This is a genomic window from Nocardia cerradoensis NBRC 101014, assembly GCF_000308535.1.
GTDB classification, from domain to species: Bacteria; Actinomycetota; Actinomycetes; order Mycobacteriales; family Mycobacteriaceae; genus Nocardia; species Nocardia cerradoensis.
In genome coordinates, this window is the sequence record NZ_BAFW01000245.1 from 30993 (window position 1) to 52231 (window position 21239).

Annotated in this window: 18 protein-coding genes; 5 read left to right on the forward strand and 13 right to left on the reverse strand. The window is 69.5% G+C overall.

Annotated elements, in window-relative coordinates; genetic code table 11:
- Positions 1–30: 30 nt before the first annotated feature.
- From ON23_RS25850 to ON23_RS25870, 5 genes are read right to left on the reverse strand one after another with little or no spacing between them, the layout of a single operon-like run.
- Positions 31–1191 carry an acyl-CoA dehydrogenase family protein gene (locus tag ON23_RS25850; protein ID WP_039781413.1) on the reverse strand — a complete coding sequence of 387 codons (1161 nt, stop codon included), beginning with the start codon at positions 1189–1191 and terminating at the stop codon, positions 31–33.
- Between the two features lie 23 nt (positions 1192–1214).
- A complete protein-coding gene (locus ON23_RS25855) occupies positions 1215–3236 on the reverse strand; it encodes an acetyl/propionyl/methylcrotonyl-CoA carboxylase subunit alpha (protein WP_039781368.1) in 2022 nt (673 codons plus the stop codon).
- An 8-nt stretch (positions 3237–3244) separates the two neighbouring features.
- Positions 3245–4849, reverse strand: a complete 1605-nt coding sequence (locus ON23_RS25860) for an acyl-CoA carboxylase subunit beta (protein WP_039781369.1) — start codon at positions 4847–4849, stop codon at positions 3245–3247.
- The gene (locus tag ON23_RS25865) at positions 4846–5997 is read right to left on the reverse strand and encodes an acyl-CoA dehydrogenase family protein (protein WP_039781370.1); all 1152 of its coding nucleotides are present in this window, start codon (positions 5995–5997) and stop codon (positions 4846–4848) included. Before ON23_RS25865 ends, ON23_RS25860 begins: the two co-directional genes overlap by 4 nt.
- The gene (locus ON23_RS25870) at positions 5994–7709 is read right to left on the reverse strand and encodes an acyclic terpene utilization AtuA family protein (protein WP_039781372.1); all 1716 of its coding nucleotides are present in this window, start codon (positions 7707–7709) and stop codon (positions 5994–5996) included. The genes ON23_RS25865 and ON23_RS25870 overlap by 4 nt, the downstream gene beginning before the upstream one ends.
- A gap of 180 nt (positions 7710–7889) precedes the next feature.
- Between ON23_RS25870 and ON23_RS38580 the strand changes: the two genes are divergently transcribed.
- Positions 7890–8042 (forward strand): CG2302 family histidine operon protein, encoded by a 153-nt coding sequence (locus ON23_RS38580; RefSeq protein WP_167331897.1) that lies wholly within the window; start codon positions 7890–7892, stop codon positions 8040–8042.
- Positions 8043–8058: 16 nt separating this feature from the next.
- On the opposite strand, the gene ON23_RS25880 is transcribed toward ON23_RS38580, so the two are convergent.
- The 6 genes from ON23_RS25880 to thiO form a co-directional block, all read right to left on the reverse strand.
- Positions 8059–9048 (reverse strand): adenylate/guanylate cyclase domain-containing protein, encoded by a 990-nt coding sequence (locus tag ON23_RS25880; protein WP_444543687.1) that lies wholly within the window; start codon positions 9046–9048, stop codon positions 8059–8061.
- A 480-nt stretch (positions 9049–9528) separates the two neighbouring features.
- Positions 9529–10290: an ABC transporter permease gene (locus tag ON23_RS25885; protein ID WP_039781375.1), complete on the reverse strand. Its 762-nt coding sequence runs from the start codon at positions 10288–10290 to the stop codon at positions 9529–9531.
- Positions 10290–11255 carry an ABC transporter ATP-binding protein gene (locus ON23_RS25890; protein WP_039781376.1) on the reverse strand — a complete coding sequence of 322 codons (966 nt, stop codon included), beginning with the start codon at positions 11253–11255 and terminating at the stop codon, positions 10290–10292. Before ON23_RS25890 ends, ON23_RS25885 begins: the two co-directional genes overlap by 1 nt.
- A 133-nt stretch (positions 11256–11388) precedes the next feature.
- Positions 11389–12165 (reverse strand): thiazole synthase, encoded by a 777-nt coding sequence (locus ON23_RS25895; RefSeq protein ID WP_039781416.1) that lies wholly within the window; start codon positions 12163–12165, stop codon positions 11389–11391.
- A gap of 1 nt (position 12166) precedes the next feature.
- The gene (thiS, locus tag ON23_RS25900) at positions 12167–12403 is read right to left on the reverse strand and encodes a sulfur carrier protein ThiS (protein ID WP_051043351.1); all 237 of its coding nucleotides are present in this window, start codon (positions 12401–12403) and stop codon (positions 12167–12169) included.
- Complete coding sequence (gene thiO, locus ON23_RS25905) at positions 12400–13494, reverse strand: glycine oxidase ThiO (RefSeq protein WP_039781378.1); 1095 nt, start codon at positions 13492–13494, stop codon at positions 12400–12402. Before thiO ends, thiS begins: the two co-directional genes overlap by 4 nt.
- Before the next feature lie 147 nt (positions 13495–13641).
- Between thiO and thiE the strand changes: the two genes are divergently transcribed.
- A complete protein-coding gene (gene thiE, locus ON23_RS25910) occupies positions 13642–14346 on the forward strand; it encodes a thiamine phosphate synthase (RefSeq protein ID WP_039781379.1) in 705 nt (234 codons plus the stop codon).
- Positions 14347–14393: 47 nt separating this feature from the next.
- Here the strand turns inward: thiE and ON23_RS25915 are convergent, their stop codons facing one another.
- The gene (locus ON23_RS25915) at positions 14394–15065 is read right to left on the reverse strand and encodes an NUDIX hydrolase (RefSeq protein ID WP_083904235.1); all 672 of its coding nucleotides are present in this window, start codon (positions 15063–15065) and stop codon (positions 14394–14396) included.
- Positions 15066–15210: 145 nt separating this feature from the next.
- On the opposite strand from ON23_RS25915, the gene ON23_RS25920 reads away from it, so the two are divergent.
- Genes ON23_RS25920 through ON23_RS25930 form a run of 3 tightly spaced genes read left to right on the forward strand, consistent with a single transcriptional unit; the run spans position 15211 to position 20024 of the window.
- Positions 15211–16560 (forward strand): GlnX family signal transduction membrane protein, encoded by a 1350-nt coding sequence (locus tag ON23_RS25920; protein WP_039781380.1) that lies wholly within the window; start codon positions 15211–15213, stop codon positions 16558–16560.
- Positions 16557–17528 carry a glutamate ABC transporter substrate-binding protein gene (locus ON23_RS25925; protein WP_039781381.1) on the forward strand — a complete coding sequence of 324 codons (972 nt, stop codon included), beginning with the start codon at positions 16557–16559 and terminating at the stop codon, positions 17526–17528. Before ON23_RS25920 ends, ON23_RS25925 begins: the two co-directional genes overlap by 4 nt.
- A 3-nt stretch (positions 17529–17531) precedes the next feature.
- On the forward strand, positions 17532–20024 hold the full coding sequence (locus ON23_RS25930) for a serine/threonine-protein kinase (RefSeq protein ID WP_083904237.1): 2493 nt from the start codon (positions 17532–17534) through the stop codon (positions 20022–20024).
- Between the two features lie 7 nt (positions 20025–20031).
- Here the strand turns inward: ON23_RS25930 and ON23_RS25935 are convergent, their stop codons facing one another.
- Positions 20032–21228 carry an acetate/propionate family kinase gene (locus ON23_RS25935; RefSeq protein WP_039781382.1) on the reverse strand — a complete coding sequence of 399 codons (1197 nt, stop codon included), beginning with the start codon at positions 21226–21228 and terminating at the stop codon, positions 20032–20034.
- Positions 21229–21239 lie beyond the last annotated feature (11 nt).

Below are 21239 nucleotides of genomic sequence, written 5' to 3' on the forward strand. Positions count from 1 at the left end.
GCCGCGCGCGGCGGCCCGGCCGGTCACCGCTCAGTAGGACTTCGGCAGCCCCAGCGAGTGCTGGGAGACGAAGTTCAGGATCATTTCCCGGCTCACCGGAGCCACCCGCGCGATCCGCGCCGCGCCGAGCATGCCCGCCAGACCGATGTCCGCGGTCAGGCCCGAACCACCGTGGGTCTGAATGGACTGATCCAGGGCCTTGATACTCGCTTCCGCCGCAGCGTATTTCGCCATATTGGCGGCCTCCGCGGCGCCGAAGTCGTCGCCGGAATCGTAGAGGACGGCGGCCTTCTGCATCATCAGCTTGGCCAGCTCGAGTTCGATCTTCACCTGGGCCAGCGGATGCGAGATGCCCTGGTGCGCAGCGATCGGCGTCTTCCAGACCTGCCGTTCCCGGGCGTATTCGACCGCCCGGTCGATGGCGTAGCGGCCCATGCCGACCGCCATCGCCGCACCCATGATGCGCTCGGGATTCAGGCCGGCGAACAGCTGCGCGATCGCGGCGTCCTCCTGGCCCACCAGCGCGGTGCCGGGCAGGCGCACATCGTCGAGGAACAGCGTGAACTGGTTGTCCGGTTCGATGATGTCCATCTCCTGGCGGTTCTTCTCGAAGCCGGGAGTATCGGTCGGGACGATGAACAGCGCCGGCTTCAACTTGCCGGTCTTGGAATCCTCGGTGCGCGAGACGATCAGCACCGCCTCGGCCTGATCCACACCGGAGATGAAGATCTTGCGGCCGTTGAGGATCCAGTCGCCACCGTCGCGGCGCGCGGTGGTGGTGATGTTGTGCGAGTTGGAGCCGGCGTCGGGTTCGGTGATGCCGAAGACCATCTTCGACGAGCCGTCGGCCAGCCGGGTCAGCCAGTACTGCTTCTGCTCCTCGGTGCCGTACTTGGTGATGATGGTGCCGCAGATCGCGGGTGAGACCACCATCAGCAGCAGGCCCGCGCCCTGGGCGGCCAGTTCCTCCATCACCAGCGCCAGTTCGTAGATTCCGGCGCCACCGCCGCCGTATTCCTCCGGCAGGTTCACGCCGAGGAAGCCGAGTTTGCCCGCCTCGTCCCATAATTCGTCCAGCGGCTCGTTGCGCCGCGCCTTCGCGGAGACGTAGTCGCGGTAGTTGTACTTCGCGGCGAGCTTGGCGACGGCCGCCCGCAGCTGCTTCTGTTCGTCGGTCTCGATGAAACTCATGGACATTCTCCTGTAGTGGGCCGCTATTCGGCGGCGGCTTCGGCCGGTGCCGCGGTGGCTTCGGCATGGACGACCGCGAGCACGGCGCCGACGTCGACCTGTTGTCCCGCAACCACATTCAGTTCGGTCAGCACCCCGGCGGCCGGGGCGGCGATGGTGTGCTCCATCTTCATGGCCTCGAGCCAGAGGATCGGCTGGCCCTTCTCGACGGCGGTGCCGACCTCGGCGCCCAGCCGGATCACCGAACCCGGCATCGGCGCCAGCAACGACCCCTCCGCGACCTGGTCGGCCGGGTCCGAGAAACGCGGAAGCCTGCGCACCGCGACCGGGCCCAGCGGCGAATCGACCGCCACCAGATCGCCGTAGCGCGCGACCTCGAACCGCCGCCGCACCGAGCCATGTTCGCCGGGCACGCCGAGAACCACGACATCCGGTGTGGCCTCGATCAACTCGAGTCCCTCGTGACCCTCGACCTCGAGTCCGGAGCGGGTGAGGCGGTAGCGCACCTCGTGCGTCCCCGACACCCGGCTCTCGTAGGACTTGCTCTGTGCCTGTGAGGGCAGGTTGCGCCAGCCGCTGGGCAGCGCCGCGCCGACGCGCGCTCGCGCTCGGTTGGCGGCCGCGTCGGCCAGCGCCGCGGCGACGATGGACAGCGCCTCGTCGCCGGGTGAAACGAGCGGCGCGGCAAGCTTTTCCAGGCCGTGGGTGGCGAAGAACGCGGTATCGGTGTCACCGGCGAGGAAGGCCGGATGCCGCAGCACCCGCACCAGCAGATCGCGGTTGGTGACCAGGCCGTGGATGCGGGCCTGTTGCAACGCCGTCGCCAGCAGATGCGCCGCTTCCTCCCGGGTGTCGGCATAGGAGATGACCTTGGCCAGCATCGGGTCGTAGAACACCCCGACCGCCGAACCGTCCACCACACCGGAGTCCAGTCGCAGACCGGGCTCGGTCAGGACGGTGAATTCGGCGGTGCCCGGGGCGAATTCGATGCGGTGCACCGCACCGCTCTGTGGCTGCCAGTCGTGTGCCGGATCCTCCGCGTACAACCGCACCTCGATGGAGTGGCCGCGCATCGGCGGCGGCTCCGGCGGCAGCCGGTAGCCCTGCGCCACCCGCAGTTGCAGCCGGACCAGATCCAGGCCGGTGGTGCATTCGGTGACCGGATGTTCCACCTGCAGGCGGGTGTTCATCTCCAGGAAGAAGAAATCGCCCTGTTCGTCGGCGAGGAATTCGACCGTGCCCGCGCCCTCGTAGCCGATCGCCTCGGCGGCGAGCCGGGCCGCCTCGAACAACCGCTCCCGCATGGGGGCGATCCGCTCCACCAGCGGCGACGGCGCCTCCTCGACCACCTTCTGATGCCGGCGCTGAATCGAACATTCACGCTCGCCCACCGCCCAGACCCGGCCGTGGGTATCGGCCATCACCTGCACCTCGATATGCCGGCCGGTTTCCAGGTAGCGCTCGCAGAACACCGTCGGATCGCCGAAGGCCGATTCCGCCTCGCGCCGGGCCGCCTCGAGCTGCTCCGGCAGCTCCGCCAGCGAGCGCACCACCCGCATACCGCGCCCGCCACCACCGGCGGAGGCCTTGATCAGCACGGGCAGCAGGTCCTCGGTGACCTCGTCCGGATCCAGTTCGGCCAGCACCGGGACGCCCGCGGCGTCCATCATCTTCTTGGATTCGACCTTCGAACCCATCTGCTCGATGGCCGCGACCGGCGGGCCGACCCACGCCAAGCCCGCATCGATCACCCGGCGAGCGAATTCCGCGTTCTCGGAAAGGAATCCGTACCCCGGGTGAATCGCGTCGGCGCCCGCGGCGTGGGCGGCCTCGATGATCAGATCGCCGCGCAGATAGGTCTCGCCGGGAGTGTTGCCGGGCAGCCGGATCGCCGCGTCGGCCTCGGCCACATGCGGTGCGTTCGCATCCGCGTCGGAATACACCGCGGTGGTGGCGATGCCCATGCGCCGGCAGGTCGCGAACACGCGCCGGGCGATCTCCCCGCGGTTGGCGACCAGAACGTTCGTGATCGGCCCTACTGTCATCTCAGACCTCACATCCGGAAGACGCCGAAGCCCTCGGCGCCCTTGATCGGGGCATTGTGGATGGCCGACAACGCCATTCCCAATACCGTGCGGGTGTCGCGGGGGTCGATCACACCGTCGTCGTAGAGCCGGCCCGACATGAACATGGGCAGCGATTCGGCCTCGATCTGGGCCTCGATCATCGCGCGCATGCCCTTGTCGGCTTCCTCGTCGAACGCCTGGCCGCGCGCCTCGGCGGCGGCCCGGCCCACGATGGAGATCACGCCCGCCAGCTGCGCACCGCCCATCACCGCGGATTTCGCACTGGGCCAGGCGAACACGAAGCGCGGATCGTAGGCGCGTCCGCACATGCCGTAGTGCCCGGCCCCGTAGGAGGCGCCCATCAGCAGCGAGATGTGCGGCACCTTCGAATTGGAGACGGCGTTGATCATCATGGCGCCGTGTTTGATGATGCCCTTCTGCTCGTATTCCTTACCCACCATGTAGCCGGTGGTGTTGTGCAGGAACAGCAGTGGGGTGTTCGACTGATTGGCCAGCTGGATGAACTGCGCGGCCTTCTGCGCCTCCTCAGAGAACAGCACACCGCGGGCGTTGGCGAGAATGCCGACCGGATAGCCGTGCAGGTCGGCCCAGCCCGTCACCAGGCTGGAGCCGTAGAGCGGTTTGAATTCGTCGAAATCGGATCCGTCGACCACCCGGGCGATGACCTCGCGCGGGTCGAACGGAATCTTCAGGTCGGTGGGCACGATGCCGAGCAGTTCCTCGGAATCGTAGAGCGGTTCGATCACCTCGGCGCGCGGACGCGGGGCGGGTCCGGTCTTGCGCCAGTTCAGCCGGCGCACGATGGACCGGCCGATCCGGATGGCGTCCTGTTCGTCGGCGGCGAGATAGTCCGCGAGACCTGATGTGCGGGCGTGCATCTCGGCGCCGCCGAGCGATTCGTCGTCGGACTCCTCACCGGTCGCCATCTTGACCAGCGGCGGACCGCCGAGGAACACCTTGGAGCGTTCCTTGATCATGACGGTGTAGTCGGACATGCCGGGAATGTAGGCGCCGCCGGCGGTGGAGTTGCCGAAAACCAGGGCGATGGTAGGGATTCCGGCTGCCGAGAGCCGGGTGAGGTCGCGGAACATGCGACCGCCCGGGACGAACACCTCCTTCTGCGTCGGCAGATCGGCGCCGCCGGATTCGACCAGGCCGATCACCGGGAGCCGGTTCTCCAGCGCGATGTCGTTCATGCGCAGGTTCTTGCGCAGCGTCCACGGATTCGACGTGCCGCCGCGCACGGTCGGATCGGGGGCCACGATCATGCATTCGACACCCTCGACGATGCCGATGCCCGCGATCACCGAGGCGCCCACATGGAATTCGCTGCCCCAGGCGGCCAGCGGCGCCAGCTCCAGGAACGGCGAGTCCTCGTCGATGAGCAGTTCGATGCGCTCGCGCGCGGTGAGCTTGCCGCGCTTGCGGTGGCGCGCCATCTTGTCCGGGCCGCCGCCCGCGATGTTCTTGGCGTATTCGGCCTCGACCTCGGCCAGTTTCTCGGTCATGGCGTCGGCGGCGGTGCGGTAGTCCGCCGAATTCGGGTCGATGGCTGTACGGAGAGTGCTCAAGATTGGTACCCCAATCGCTTGGCCGCAAGGCTGGTCAGGATTTCGTTGGTGCCGCCACCGATGCCGAGGATGCGCACATCGCGGTAGTGCCGCTCCACCTCGGATTCGCGCATGTAACCCAGGCCGCCGAACAACTGAACCGCTTGGTGGGCAACCCATTCCGCGGTCTCCACGGCGGTGTTCTTGGCGAAGCACACCTCGGCGATCAGATCGGTTTCCCCGTCGGCCGCGCGTTCGGCCACGTGCCGGGTGTACACGCGGGCGACGTCGATGCGGCGAGCCATTTCCGACAGCGTGTTCTGCACCGCCTGCCGGCTGATGAGCGGGCGGCCGAAGGTCTCGCGGTCGCGGCACCACCGCAGGGTCAGATCCAGGCAGCGCTGCGCATGCCCGTAGGCCTGCACCGCCAGCCCCACCCGCTCGCTCACGAAAGCCTGTGCGATCTGGGCGAATCCGGAGTTCTCGGCGCCCACCAGATTCGACACCGGCACCCGCACGTCGACATAGGACAGTTCGGCGGTATCGGAGGCCAGCCAGCCCATCTTCTCCAGTTTGCGGCTGACCGTGAATCCCGGCCGGTCCTTCTCGACCAGCAGCAGCGAGACACCGGAAGCGCCGGGACCGCCGGTGCGCACGGCGGTCACCACGTAATCGGCGCGCACCCCGGAGGTGATGAAGGTCTTCGATCCGTTGACCACGTAGTCGTCGCCGTCGCGCACGGCGCTGGTGGTGAGGTGGCCGACGTCGGAGCCGCCGCCGGGTTCGGTGATGGCCAGTGAGCCGATCTTCTCTCCCGCCAGGGTGGGCTTCACCCAGCGTTCGATCAGTTCGGTGTTGCCGGACGCGGCCATGTGCGGCACCGCGATACCGCAGGTGAACAGGGAGGCGAAGAGTCCGCCCGAGCAGCCGGCGTAGTGCATCTCCTCGGCCACGATGGCGGCGTCGATCCCGTCCCCGCCCGCACCGCCGACCGCCTCCGGGAACTGGATGCCGAGCAGCCCGAGCGCACCGGCCTTCTTGTGCAGTTCCCGGGGAATCTCACCGGCGCGCTCCCATTCGTCCAGATAGGGCAGCACCTCGCGCTCGGCGAAACCGCGGACAGTAGTGCGTAATTCACGCCGCTCGGGCGTCTGCCAGACACTGCTCACGGTAGTAACTCCACGGGTATGTCGAGGTGGCGGGACCGCAGCCATTCGCCGAGTCCCTTGGCTTGCGGATCGAATCGGGCCTGATAGGCGACGCCGAGGCCGAGCAGGTCCTCGACGATGAAGTTGACCGCCCGCAGATTCGGCAGCACGTGCCTGGTGACGGTGAGCTTCGCGGTCTCCGGCAGCAGCGCCCGCAGCGTGTCGACGGTGAGGGTGTGCACGAGCCAGCGCCACTGGTCGTCGGTGCGCACCCAGACCCCGATATTGGCGTTTCCCCCCTTGTCGCCGCTGCGGGCCAGGGCGATGGAACCGAGTGGGAGACGGCGTGTTTCACCCGCCGGCAGGGGTTGCGGCAGCTCGGGTTCGGGCACCTCGTCCAGCTCCCGAGTCTGCGTGGGCGGGGCGATCGGCACGCGCGTTCCGTCGGGAAGTACGGCGGTGTGCGCGACCTCGGCCGCGTCGACGTAGCCCGCGGTGTAGACGCCGTAGGGCGCACCGTTTCCGGGCGGCGTGGTCATGGTGAAGCCGGGATAGCTGGCCAGCGCCAATTCGACCGCGACACTGGAGAACGCGCGCCCCACCTTGTCGGGATCGGGGTCGCGGACCACGCAGCGCAGCAGGGCGCTGGCCTGTTCCTCGGTCTCGGCATCGGGACGGTCCAGCCGCGACAGCGACCAGTCGAGTTCGGCCGGGCGCACCGGCAGCCAGCTTTCCAGTTGCCGCTGCGCCAGTGCGGCTTTGGCCTCGATGTCGAGTCCGGTGAGGACGAAGGTCATCTCGTTGCGGAAGCCGCCCAGGGTGTTCAGCGAGACCTTCCACCGCGGCGGCGGCGCCTCACCGGTCACGCCGCTGATCAGCACCCGGTCGTCACCGTCGGCGGCGAGCCGGATGCTGTCGAGGCGGGCGGTGACATCGGGTCCGGCGTAGCGCGCGCTCTGGATCTCGTACATCAGCTGCGCTTCGACGGTGTCGACGGTGACCGCGCCACCGGTGTTCGCGTGTTTGGTGATGACGCTGCTGCCGTCGCGGCGGATCTCGGCGATCGGGAAGCCGGGACGGTCGAGATTCTCGATCTCGGTGAAGAACGCGAAGTTGCCGCCGGTGGCCTGGGTGCCGCATTCGATCACGTGCCCGGCGACCACCGCGCCCGCCAGTGCGTCGAAATCCTCTCGGGCCCAGCCGAAGTGGGCCGCCGCCGGTCCGACGACCACGGAGGCGTCGGTGACCCGGCCGGAGACGACGATATCGGCGCCGGTGTTCAGCGCCTCGGCGATACCCCACGCGCCCAGGTAGGCGTTGGCGGTCAGCGGTGCGCCCAAGCCCAGTTCCTGGGCGCGCGGAAGCAGGTCGTCTCCGTCGATGTAGGCGATCTTCGGTGTGAGGCCGAGCTTGTCGGCCACCTCGGTGACCCGCTGCGCCAATCCCGCCGGATTGAGGCCGCCCGCGTTCGCGACGATGCGCACGCCGCGCTCGAGCGCCAGGCCGAGGCAGTCCTCGAGTTGCCGGACGAAGGTCTTGGCATAGCCGAGGGAAGGATCCTTCATCCGGTCGCGGCCGAGGATCAGCATGGTCAGTTCGGCGAGATAGTCACCGGTGAGCACGTCGAGTTGCCCGCCCTCGAGCATCTCGCGCATCGCGCTCAACCGGTCGCCGTAGAAGCCGGAACAGTTGCCGATCCGGAGGACCTCCGGGTCGGCGCCGAGACTCGTCATCTGCGCGGCGCCTCCTCATGCGACGTGCCTGGCGCAGCGGCTGTGCTGCGTCGGGTTCCAGGTTCACATCGGGGGCAGAAAAAATCAAGCCTGCGTGCTTGTTAATTGCCGAAGGCGCAGGTAGGGACGATGGAACCGGCCGGTGTCCGGCGTCCGGGCGCCGCCGGGCAAGATGGCGGGGTGTCCAATTCCGTCATCGTCGCACTCCTGCTGGCCGTAGCCGGATTCCTGGTCGGCGGCGCCTTCACCATGTGGAAGAACTCGCGGGCGCTGTCGGTGATGCTGGGCGTCTGCGCGGTCCTCGCGGTCGTCGGCGCGGTCGCCTGGTGGTAGACCGGCCGATCGCCGCCTAATCTCCGGCGAGGCGGAAGATCCGCATCCCCTCCGGAACGCCGTTGAGCGGGGCGGCGAACATACTGCGCCGATAGGGCTTGGCCGCGACCTCGAGTTCCTTCAGCGTGCTCGGCTCCAGCGCCTCGAGAGTGGTCTCCGAGATCATCGTGTTGCCGTTGCCGCCGGCCTCCATCACCCGGGCGGCGATGGTGACGTCCACACCCAGCCAGTCGCCGCCGATCTCGCGCGGCGTCCCGGTGTGCAGACCCGCCCGCATACGCGGCCGATATCCCGCCACCTCGACCCGGTCCAAATTCTTCTTCGCGGTCAGCACCGCACGCACCGCACTGTCCGGGGAGGCGAAGACCGCCATCACCCCGTCGCCCATGCGCTTGACGACCTGACCGCCCCGATCGACGATCGGCGGTTCGATGGCTCGCGCCACCCGCCGCAACAACTCCAGCGTCGCCTCGTCACCGGCCGACAGCGACCACCGCGAGAACGCCACGAGGTCGGTGAAGACCACCGTGATCTCCGCACTGCCCTTCCCGCGGCCGACGCGCTCCAGCATGGCCTGCCAGACCTGCAGCGCGCCCAGGCCGAGCTCCTTGGCCGCGCTGGGATTGTCGCCCACGATCTTGTCGGCCGCGCGCGCCACCGCCCGCGCACCGCCGGGCCCGGTCAGCGACAGCGGGTCGCCGAACGCGGGATCGCCGGGCAGGCTCTCGCGCGCCTTGCGAATCACACCGATGACGTCGGCGCGCTGGTTGGCCGCGGCCATCAGCGAGGACAGCTGATCGGATCCGCGCCGGCCGAACGACCGCAGGCGAGATTCGGTCTCGTCGGCCGGCGTGAGCGGAATCACGATCTCGACCTCCGGATCGAGCCCGGGGCCGACGCCGGATCCGGGCCGGTCGACCGGCGGCACGGGATCGGCTCGTGGCGTGTCGCCGGCCTCGGCCGCGGCGTTTCGACGATCTGCCTCGCCGTTTCGACGATTGTCCACACCGGAACCGGTCCCCCTTTTGCCCCGCCTACCGGCGGTGCCGTTGCGACGCGACCCCGAACCGCCCGTGCGGTTTCGCGCATCTCCGGGACGGGCTGCGCGGGACGCGTTTTCGCCGTCGCCGGAAGGTCTTTCGCTCACATCCCGAGCGTAGCCAATGATCGCCACCTGCCACCTCTCTATCGGACGGAGCGGGCACAGCGCTGGGTCCGCCGATGGATAACGTGTTGGTTGCCCGGCCGATGTTACCCACCGGCTCTTCCACGCGGAAGGTCCACCGGGGCTGTTAACGAAGGCTTTGCACACAGCACACCGGCCCGATGCACAGCGCGAAAAGGCTGCACATCGGGCCGGTGATCGTCACATTCGCCGGGCAGTGGCGGCTGTGACCGGGATAGCAGTCCCCCGACAGGACCGCCCTCCCGCTCCCGGGGTTCGCGAGGGTGAGCGCCCGGGAACGGGCAGGTATCAGGTTGTGGATCAGGCGTCGCGGCGGTCGACCACGATCAGGGCGGCGCCGAAGACGACCGCCACGAAGACGATGAAGTAGACCAGTCCGCCCCACGGCCCCCAGTGCCAGTGCGCCCCGGAGGACGCGCCCTCCCCGAGGAACCGGTTGATGTTGGCGAAGGGCAGGAACGGCTGCACGCTGCGGCCGAAGCTGCCGAAGCTACCGAGCAGCGTCTCGATCAGCAAGGGCCACAACACGATCAGCGAGATCGCCGCGGCCGACTGCCGCACCAGGGCGCCGACACCGACCGACAAGATCACCGCCAGGAAGGCGTAGATCGCCAGCCCGTAGAGCGCACGCCAATCGGCGTCGGAGTTCAGGCTCATCTGCCGCCCCGCGTCGCCGGCCAGCGGTTTCGCGATGAGATAGGCCAGCAGACCCAGCACGAAGGTCAGCACCGCCGCGTAGGCGCCGGTCAGCAGGGCCTTGGTGGTGAGGACCAGGGATCGGTTCGGGGTCGCCTGGAAGGTGGTCCGGATGATGCCGAAGCGGTATTCGCTGGTCACGGTGAGGGCGGCCATGATCATCAGAACCATGACGCCGAAGCCGGAGACACCGACCATGGCGCCGGCCGTGGTCAGCGTCGTTTCGTTCTCGTGGCCCATGCTCGCCCGCGAGACGCCCGCGATCAGGGCGGCCAGGCCCAGGCCCAGCGCCACGACGATCGCCGAACACCACCACGGTGACCGAGTCGAGGTGAGTTTGATCCGCTCCGCGGCGACGATACCCATCAGAGCGCACCTCCCATCGCCTGCTCGACACCCTCACCGTGGTACTGCACCGCACCTCCGGTCATCCGCATGAACGCCTCCTCGAGCGAAGCCTGTTGCGGCGCAAGCTCATACAGGGTGATGCTGTTCGCGCCCGCCAATTTGCCGATGGCGTCGCTGGTTTCCCCGATCACCACCAGCGCGGGGGCCGTGTCGGCCGGTCCTTCCCGGTCGGCCGCGCTGCCGTCCTCGCGCACGGTCATCCCGTTGGAGGTGAGCAGGCTGCGCAGCTCGTCCAGCTGCGGACTGCGCACCCGCACGGTCGATTCCGACGATTTCGCGATGAAGTCCTTGGTGTCGGTGTCGGCGATCAGCCTGCCGCGCCCGATCACGACCAGATGGTCGGCGGTCTGCGCCATTTCCGACAGCAGATGGCTCGACACCAGCACGGTGCGTCCCTCGGCGGCCAGCCGCTGCATGAACCGCCGGATCCACAGAATGCCCTCGGGGTCCAGTCCGTTGACCGGTTCGTCGAACAGCAGCACCGGCGGATCGCCGAGCAGCGCCCCGGCCAAGCCGAGCCGCTGCGACATGCCGAGCGAGAATCCGCCGGCCTTCTTGTCGGCGACCTCGGTCAGGCCCACCAGCCGCAGCACCTCTTCCACCCGGCCGGCCGGAATGTCGTTGGCGGCGGCCATCCAGCGCAGATGGGAGCGAGCCGACCGGTTCGGATGGACCCACTTGGCATCGAGCAGGGCACCGACCGCGCGCAGCGGATGATCCAGCTCGCGGTAGCGCTTGCCCTGGATGACCGCCGTCCCGGCCGTGGGCTGATCCAGGCCGAGGATCATCCGCATGGTGGTCGACTTACCGGCGCCGTTCGGGCCGAGGAACCCGGTCACCTTGCCAGGTGTGACCGTGAACGACAGGTTCTCGACGGCAACGGTCGCACCGAAGCGCTTGGTAAGACCTCTGCATTCGATCATGTGCACCAGTCTCCCCGAGAAAGCGGCACGCGACCATCGCTCACAGGTCGCGAGTCCGGTCATCCTCGAGGATGAGGGGACCCCTAGGGTCCCGGTGGGCTCACCCGGCCGCGACCTGGGGACATCCCCGTGTTCACACCGCGGGTGAGGAGGCCTGGGCCCAGAAACGCTTGGGGATACGCCCGGCGTGGCGAGCCAGGTGACCGGCCTGCACCGCGGCGGCCATAGCCGTCGCCATCCGGGCCGGATGCCGGGCACGGGTGACGGCGGTGGCCAGCAGGACGGCCGAACAGCCCAGTTCCATCGCCAGCGCGGCGTCGCTCGCCGTACCGATCCCCGCGTCCAGCACGACCGGAACCCCGGCCGCCTCGACGATCATCTCGATATTGTGCGGATTGCCGATGCCCAGGCCGGTGCCGATCGGCGAACCGAGCGGCATGACCGCGGCACAGCCGGCATCCTCCAAGCGGCGCGCGAGGACCGGATCGTCGGTGGTGTAGGGCAGCACCACGAAGCCGTCGTCGACCAATTGCTCTGCGGCCGACACCAATTCGATGGCGTCCGGCAGCAGGGTGCGTTCGTCGGCGATGACCTCGAGTTTCACCCAGTCGGTTTCCAGCGCCTCGCGGGCCAGCTGTGCGGTGAGGACCGCCTCGGCGGCGGTGCGGCAACCCGCGGTATTGGGCAGCGGGGCGATGTCGAGGCGTTTGAGCAGATCGAGCACGCCCGTTCCGCCCGCGGCGTCGATGCGGCGCATGGCGACCGTGGTCAATTCGGTACCGGAGGCGACCAGCGCCTCCTCGAGCACCGCCAGATTCTCCGCGCCGCCGGTGCCCATGATCAGCCGGGAGCCGAATTCGCGATCGGCGATCCGCAGCGGCTCGACCGGCCGTGATTCTGTGCCCGGAATCTCAGCCACCCTGCACCGCCGTCAGGACATCGATCTCCCAGCCGCGGCCGACCGGCTCGTCCCACCGCGACTTCGGGAACAGCGCACCGTCCACCGCCAGGGCCACGCCACGGCAGGGCAGGTCCAGACGCTCGAGCAGTTCCCGGACGGTGAGCGGCTCCGCGAAGACGTGGTCGGTGCCGTTCACCGTGACGCCGACGGGAATCGATGGGGACGCGGAACTCGGTTGCGCGGTCACTGGTTACCTCCTGATGATGATGCGGGAGTAGCGGTTTCGGCCGTGGCGAAACGGTGCGGGTCGGCGGCCTTCGCCTCGGCGAGGACGTCGTCTGCCAGCAGCGCCGCCACCGCGTCGACGGTGATCGGTACGCCGAGGATGCCGTTGCGGCCGTGCCCGGTGGCGGCGATCACCCGATCCGAGAGCCATCCGATCAGCGGCAGATTGTCGGGGGTGCCGGGACGTCCGCCCGCGGCGGCCTCGGCCAGTTCGTATTCGCCGAGGGCGGGCCATACCGCGTCCGCGTCGGCGATCAGATCGCGGACCCCGGCCACGGTCACGGTGGTGTCGAATCCGGCCTCGTACTGCGTGGCGCCCACCACCAGGCCGTCGGCGCGCGGGACCAGATAGACCGGCCGGCCGTGCACTCGCGCGCGGATCACCGAGGACGGCGGCGGCGGGGTGCCCGGGCGCCGGCGCAACCGCAGGATCTCGCCCTTGACCGGCCGCACCGGCAGCTCCCACAGCCGGGCGCTGGCCGATCCCGCGGCCAGCACGATCCGGTCGTGGCCGAGTTCGTCCACAGCCGTCACGGGCGTGGGATCGATGTGCACACCGGCCTGTTCACATCCGCGACGGAGGGCCGCGAGCAGCAGGCGATTGTCCACCGCCGGTTCGTCCACCGCCAGCAGACCGGCCCGGACGGTGCGCGAGAGCCCGGCCTCGGTCGCCCGGACCCCGGCCCGGTCGAGCACGCGCATCGCATATCCGTGGGTGCCGCAGAAGTCGGCGATCGTGCGCAGGTCGGCGGCATCGGCCGCGTCCAGTGCGAGGGTGAGGGTCTGCCGGGCCACGAAGACGTCCACCCCGGTGGCGTCCCGCAGCCGGGCGCCGAATTCCGGCCAGCGCCGCAGCGACGCCGCACCGAATTCGAGCAGGTCGTCCTCGCCGGGCCAGCCCTCCGAGAGCGGGGCGAGCATGCCGCCCGCGACCCAGGACGCGCCGGACCCCACACCGGGATCGAGAATCGTCACCGACCAGCCCTGTTCGGCGGCCCGCCAGGCCACCGCCAGACCGATCACACCCCCACCCACGACGGCCAGACTTCGCATCACTCCACCTCGCTCGGGTCCCGGACTCGCACGGACCGCGCCGTGCACGGCCGACACCGGGAAATCGGCGTTCCCGCGCGGCCGCCATCGCTGCGGGAATGCCCTCTTGTTTCGCCTCTCCACGGTAGCGCGGCTACGGTCGAAGCCGTGCAACCGTCCCAACCGCAACGCCCGATGGCACCGCGCGAACGCCTGGCCTCGGCCCGGCTCTACCTGTGCACCGACGCCCGGCGCGATACCGGTGATCTGGCCGCATTCGCCGAGGCGGCGCTCTCCGGTGGTGTCGACATCATCCAGCTGCGCGACAAGGGTTCGGCCGGCGAGGCGAAGTTCGGGCCGCTCGAGGCCGGCGCCGAACTCGGCGCGCTGGCCGAACTGAAGGCCGCTGCCCGCCGCCACGGCGCGCTCGTCGCGGTCAACGATCGCGCCGACATCGCGCTGGCGGCCGGCGCCGATGTGCTGCATCTGGGCCAGGGCGACCTGCCGCCCTGGTACGCCCGCCGGATCCTCGGGCCGGATGTGGTGATCGGCCGATCCACCCACAATCGCAACCAGGCCGGGCTCGCGGTCGTCGACGAGCACATCGATTACTTCTGCACCGGGCCGGTGTGGAATACGCCGACCAAACCGGGCCGCACCGCGGCGGGTATCGAGTTGGTGCGCTCGACCGCGGAATCGCATCCGACCCGGCCGTGGTTCGCGATCGGCGGGATCGACCGCGACCGCCTGCCGGAGGTGCTCGCGGCCGGCGCCGACCGGGTGGTCGTGGTGCGTGCCATCACCGCGGCGCGCGACCCTCAGGCCGCCGCCCGCGAACTCAAACAGCGGTTGCTGGAGAACGCGGCGAACTGATCCACAGCCGTACACATGGGGAGGACACGGCTATTCACATACGGCGTTCAGTCCAGTACCTGGTCCAGGGTCAGCACCAGCGCTTCCTCGTACTGCGCGTCCCCACCGGACCCGTTCTCGCGCTGCGCGATCCGGGCGGTCGGCGCGGCGGCATCGTGCGTGTCGAGCCACAAAAAGCCGCGATCGGCGAGGTCGATCGTGCGCGGCAGCACCGCCGCGATGGCGGCCGCCTCGGCGAGGCCGTCCAATTCGAGCCGGGCCGCGGCCGCGCGCAGCCCGGGCCACGCGACGGCGAATCCGGGATGCAGCGGCCGGGCGTCGACCTCCTCCTCGGGGACCCACGCCAGCTCGGCGCTTTCGCGATTCGCGGTGGTCGCCAAGGTTTCCGACACATCGGCCACCACGGTGGTATAGGTCCAGCCGGAGTCCGCGGTACTCGTCACCCGGCTGCCGCGCACCCGGACCGCCTCCGGATCGATTCCGGCTTCTTCCTGCGCCTCACGGACCGCAGCGTGCACGCTGGTCTCATGACTGTCGCGCGCACCACCGGGCAGCGCCCACGTTCCGCCCTGATGGCTCCACGGCGCCCGGTGTTGCAGCAGCACCAATGCGCCGCCGCCCTGCCGGGGTGCCCGCAGCAGCAGTCCGGCAGCCCCGAACAGGCCCCACTGCCGCGTCCCATCGGGGCTTTCCAAGAAGCCGTCTCCGTCACCGCGCATGCTCCGCCTCGTCCCGATCCACGCCGGCGTCCTGACCGCCGGCCTCCGGTACCGCCGTCGTGACCGACACATATCGGGCGGTACCGGTACGACCACAATAAGCTCAGTCCGCACAATGCAACCCGCTGAACGAACGGAGGTGGGCATGGCTCGAATCGGGCATTCGCAGCTCGACGAGCTGTCCCCGCGGGCCGCGGCTGCCGCCGTGCGCAGCCGGCTCGACGCGACCGATGTCCGCGCGTTCGCGCGCTCGTCCCCCGCGCGACTGATCGCGCTGGGCCTGTTACTGCTCGGGCTGTGCCTGATCGCCGGCGCCGTCACCTCCGGAGAGGTGGGCCACCGCCAGCACGCCCTGGACTATCTGCTGGACGAGGCCGAACCGGACGCCAATTCCGCACAGCATCTCTACACCTCGCTGTCGGTGGCCGATGCCGCCGCCGGCACCGCCTTCATCTCCGGGGGGCTGGAGCCGAAACCGGTGCGCGATCACTACGACCAGGCGGTCGGTGAGGCCGCGGCCGAACTCGTGGCCCAGTCCGACAACGCCGGCACACCCGGCTCGGTCACACCCGATGCCGACACCCGGCTGCGCACCGGGGTGGCCACCGAGCTGCCGGTCTACACCGGGCTCATCGAGACCGCGCGCGCCAACAATCGCGAGGGGCATCCCGTCGGCGCCGCCTATCTGAGCGAGGCGTCGAATCTCATGCAGACCACCATGCTCCCGACCGCGCAGGAGTTGCAGGAGCATCGGTCCGCGGCGATCGCGGCGACCCAGCGCCAGCACGTGCGGCCGCCGTGGGCGGCGATCGTCCTGCCGATCCTGACACTCGCCGCACTGGTGGCGGCACAGTTCTATCTGGCCCGGCGCTGGCATCGGGTACTCAATCCGGGTCTGCTGGTGGCCTCCGGCATTCTGCTGATCCTGTTGGCCTGGACGGTGATCGCCGGATCGTTCTCGGCGGTGGCGACCACCTCGGGACGCGACGACGGCGCGGTGCCGGGCGCCCAGCTGACCGAGAGCCGCATCCTGGCGCAGCAGGCGCGGGCGGCGGAGACGCTGAAATTGGTGCGCCGCGATGTCAGCGGCGACTACGACCACACCTACGACACCGCCACCGCGCGGCTCGACGATCTGCTCACCCACTATCCCGGCGGCGCGCCGGGCGCCGGCGACGTGCGCAATGCGCATGCGGCACTGGGTCGTTGGCGCTCGGCTCATCAGCGGATGAACGACGCGCTGGGCCGCGGCGATTTCCCGGCCGCCACCGCGGTGGCGATCGGCGCGGATCCGGCGCAGGCGAGCGCGGCGGTCGACACCCTCGACAGCGCGCTCGCCGCCGGTATGGGTGAAACGCGAAATACATTGCGCGGAGAGATATCCGATGCCGCGCGGTCGCTGGACTTCCTGGCCCCGGGCGCACTCACCCTGGCCGCGCTGGCGGCGGTGTTCGTGGTGGCCGGGCTGTGGCCGCGTTTGAGGGAGTACCGATGAGAGCGAGGCGGGTCGCGGCAGCGGCATTGGCGGCATCGGCCCTGCTGGCCGGCGGTTGCGGCGGTGCGCCGAGCACCCCGCGCGCCGGCGGCAGCGGCACCTACACCGAACCGCCACTGCCCGCCAATGCCGTTGTGACACAACCACAGTCGGCACCCGCCCCGGATCTCGAACCGCAATGCGGTAATCCCACCGCCAGCCTGCGTCCCGGCGCCGATCACGGACCGGCCCTCGACGCCGTCCGCGCGCGCGGGCGATTGCTGGTCGGCCTGGATCCCGGCAGCAATCTGTTCAGCTTCCGCGATCCGATCAGCGGCACCCTCGCCGGTTTCGACGTCGACGTCGCCGCCGAGATCGCGCGCGATCTGTTCGGCGATCCGCGCCGCATCGAATACCGGATCCTCGGTTCGGCGGATCGTGAACGCGCACTGCAGGATCACAGCGTCGACGTCGTGGTGAAGACCATGACCATCACCTGTGATCGACGCCGGCGCGTCGATTTCTCCACCACCTACCTGATGTCGCATCAGCGCGTCCTGGCGGTGAAGGGATCCGGCATCACCTCGATGGCGGATCTGGCCGGTAAGCGCGTCTGCGCGGTGGGCGGCACCACCTCGCTCGACCGGATTCGGCACATCCAGCCGACGGCCGCGATCATGACGGTGCCGACCTGGGCGGACTGCCTGGTGGTCTTGCAGCAGCGCCAGGTCGACGCGATCAGCACCGACGACGCGTTGCTCGCCGGGCTGGCGGCGCAGGACCCGTACGCCGAGGTGGTGGGGCCCGCCCTCAGTGACGAGCCGTACGGCGTCGGCGTCCCGAAGGGTAACGACGATATGGTCCGGTTCGTGAACGCCACCCTGCAGCGGTTGCGCACCGACGGCACCTGGGATCGGCTCTATCAGCATTGGCTGGCGCCCGCGCTGGGTCCCGCGGCCGGACCGCCGGAACCGACCTATCGGGACTGATCCATGTCCGAGCACCACGACTTCCCCGAATCCGAGTACCCGCCGACATCTCTCACGCCCACGCCGGAACCCGGTGAGGATCCGACGACACCACAGGCCCGCCACGCCCCGGAACCGCCGGAGCCCCGGAGAACACCCGGGCCTCGGCAGATCCATGGGACGCAGCACATCCACGGGACTCAGCGTGCCGACCTGCCCACGGCCGCAACACCGTTCACGGGACCGGATACCGCCGCCGCCCCGGCCGGCACCGGCGGTCCCGGCACCTCGTCGTATCCGAGCGAGCCGAGTCGTCCCACCGGACGCAGCGGGCGCACGGTCCGCTCCCGTCCCACGGTCCGTCGCCTGGGCGCCGGCCTGGTGCCGATTCCGGCTGTGCCGCAACTGGATCCGATGGGGGCGGTGCTCGCCGACCCGGTGGTGGCCGAGGGACGGCGGTACTGCTGGCGCTGCGGCCGTCCGGTCGGGCGCACCACGGCGGCGCACGCCGCCACGGCCGTCGGCAGCTGCGACAACTGCGGCGCTCCCTACGATTTCCGCCCGTATCTGCGGGCCGGCGATCGCGTCGCCGGACAGTACGAGATTCAGGGTTGCATCGCGCACGGCGGGCTCGGCTGGATCTACCTCGCGATCGACCGCAATGTCAGCGACCGCTGGGTCGTGCTGAAGGGCCTGCTGCACGGCGGGGATGCCGAGGCCCAGGCCGTCGCCGTGGCCGAACGCCAATATCTGGCCGAACTGGCCCATCCGAGCATCGTCAAGATCCACAACTTCGTCGAACATCCGGGTCCCGGCGGCTCGCCGATCGGCTACATCGTCATGGAGTACGTGGGCGGTCGCTCGCTGCGCGATCTGCTCGACACCCATCCGCGGCCGGAGCGGATGCCGGTGCCGGAAGCGATCGCCTACATCCTGGAGATCCTGCCCGCGCTGGAATATCTGCACGCGCTGGAGCTGGCCTACAACGACCTCAAGCCCGACAACATCATGGTCACCGAGGATCAGGTGAAACTGATCGACCTGGGCGCGACCGCACCGTTCGACTCCTACGGAAATCTCTACGGCACCAAGGGTTTCCAAGCACCGGAGATCGCCACCACCGGTCCCACCGCCGCCACCGACATCTACACCGTCGGCCGCACCCTGGCGGTGCTGACGGTGAACATCCCGATGGTCGCCGGCCGCTACACCGACGGCATTCCGCATCCGGATGCCGAACCGGTACTGGCTCGCTACGAATCCCTGCATCGGCTGCTGCTGACCGCGACCGATCCCGATCCGGATCGCCGGTTCCCGTCGGCCCGGGTGATGACCACCCAGCTGGCGGGCGTGCTGCGCGAAATCCTGGCCGCCGAGACCGGTACCGAACATCCGCAACTGTCGACGCTGTTCAGTCCGCCGCGCACCAGTTTCGGCACCGACGAGCTGATCGGCCAGACCGATGTCTACGCCGACGGCGTGGTCCGCGGCAAGAATCTCACCGCCCGCGATATCGCCGCCGCCCTGCCGGTCCCGCTGATCGATCCGGCCGATCCGTCGGCCGCGCTGCTGGCCGGGACCGCGCACTCCGAACCGGAACATGCCCTCGACGCGGTGCGGGCCGCGCGGCGGCGAGCCGAGACCGCACCGGATGGTGCGCCGGACGGTTTCGCCGCCGAGGCCACCCTGGCCGAGGTTCGCGTCCATCTCGATCTCGACCAGCCGGCCGCGGCCCGCGAGCTGCTGGACAACCTGGGCGAACAGGATTGGCGCACCGACTGGTTCCAGGGCCTGATCGCGCTGCGCGAGCAGGACTACGAACGCGCCTACGACAGTTTCGACGCGGTGCTGTGTGCGCTGCCCGGTGAGATCGCGCCCAAACTCGCCATCGCCGCGACCGCGGAACTTGTTCTGCAACAGTGGGATTCGCCGGATCCCGCGCAGTGGCGGCAGTGCGCCGAGAAGTTCTACGCCACGGTGTGGCGGACCGACCGCGGCGTGGTCAGCGCCGCCTTCGGGCTCGCACGGCAATTGGCCGCCGACGGCCGGGTCGCCGCCGCGGTCGCGGCCCTGGACGACGTTCCCTCCGCCTCCCGCCACTACACCGAGGCACGGCTGACGGCGGTCCTGCTGCTCCTCACCGCACGACCCGCCGAACCCGGCGATCCGGACTCCGGGGACGGCGAGACCCAGCAACACGCGCAGGTCGACACCGATCGGCTGGAGGAGTCCACCCTGCACGTCGCCGCGGCGCGGCTGCAGGCCCTGCCCGCGGCGGAACGGCGGGTCGCGCAGTTGCGAGTCCTTGTTCTGGGCACCGCGCTGGCGTGGCTGCAGGCCGGTCACCGCCCACGGACCTCCAGCAGCACCCTGCTCGGGCAGCCGTTCACCGAACGCGGGCTGCGCCGGGGGATCGAATCCGGGCTGCGCGCACTGGCCCGCACCGCCCCCGGCCGGACGCACCGGTACGCGCTGGTGGATCTGGCGAACGCGATCCGCGCCAAGAGCTGGTTCTGAGCCCGGTTCAGCCCACCAGTGCGGCGGCCGCCCGGGCGATGGCCAATTCCTCGTCGGTCGGCACCACCAGCACGGCCACCTCCGCGCCCGGCGGCGAAATATGGCGTGCCGCACGATCTTTCGCCGCGTTGCGCACCGGATCCACCGCGATGCCGAAACGTTCCAGGCCGGCCAGCGCGTCGGCGCGCACCTGCGCGTTGTTCTCCCCCACCCCGGCGGTGAAGGTGATCGCGTCGACCCGGCCCAGATCCACCAGATAGGCGCCGATGTAATGGCGCAACCGATGCACGTAGACGTCGTAGGCCAACCGCGCCGCGGCATCCCCGGAATCGATCAGGTCGAACAGCTGCCGGAAGTCGTTGACCCCGGACAGGCCCTTGATGCCGGAGCGGCGGTTGAGCAGTTCGTCGATGCCGTCGATATCCAGCCCCGCGGTCCGCGCCAGATGCAGCGGAATGCCCGGGTCGATATCGCCGGACCGGGTCCCCATCACCAACCCCTCCAGCGGCGTCAGTCCCATGCTGGTGTCGACGGCCCGGCCGCCGCGAATCGCCGACGCCGAGGCGCCGTTACCCAGATGCAGGACGATCTGGTTGTGCGCGGCCGGGTCACCGCCGAGCAGTTCCGACACCCGCCCGGACACATACTCGTGCGAGGTGCCGTGGAACCCGTAGCGCCGCACGCCGTGCGCGGCGGCGACCGTCGCGTCGATGGCGTAGGTCTTGGCGGCGTCGGGCAGTCCGTGGAAGAAGGCGGTGTCGAACACCGCGACCTGCGGGATATCGGGCAGCAGGTCGCGCGCGGAGCGGATGCCGGTGACGTTGGCCGGGTTGTGCAGCGGCGCCAGGGTGGAGAGCTTGTCGATGGATTCCACCACGGCATCGGTGATCAGGGTCGGTTCGTAGAAGATCTCGCCGCCGTGCACGACCCGGTGGCCGACCGCCGAGAGCCCCTCGCCGCTCAGATCGTGACCGCTGCGGGTGAACAGGTCGAACACCACCCGCAGCCCCGCGGCGTGATCGGCGATCGGCCCGGTGTGCTCGAATTCCTTTCCGTCACTGTGATGTTCGACGGTCACCTCGTCCTCGGACACCGGTTCGCCGATGCGCGACACCAGTCCGGAGGCCGACACGGTCGCCGAAACCGGGTCCAGCAGTTGATATTTGATCGACGACGACCCCGAATTGATCACCAATACCTGCATCAGCCCTCCAG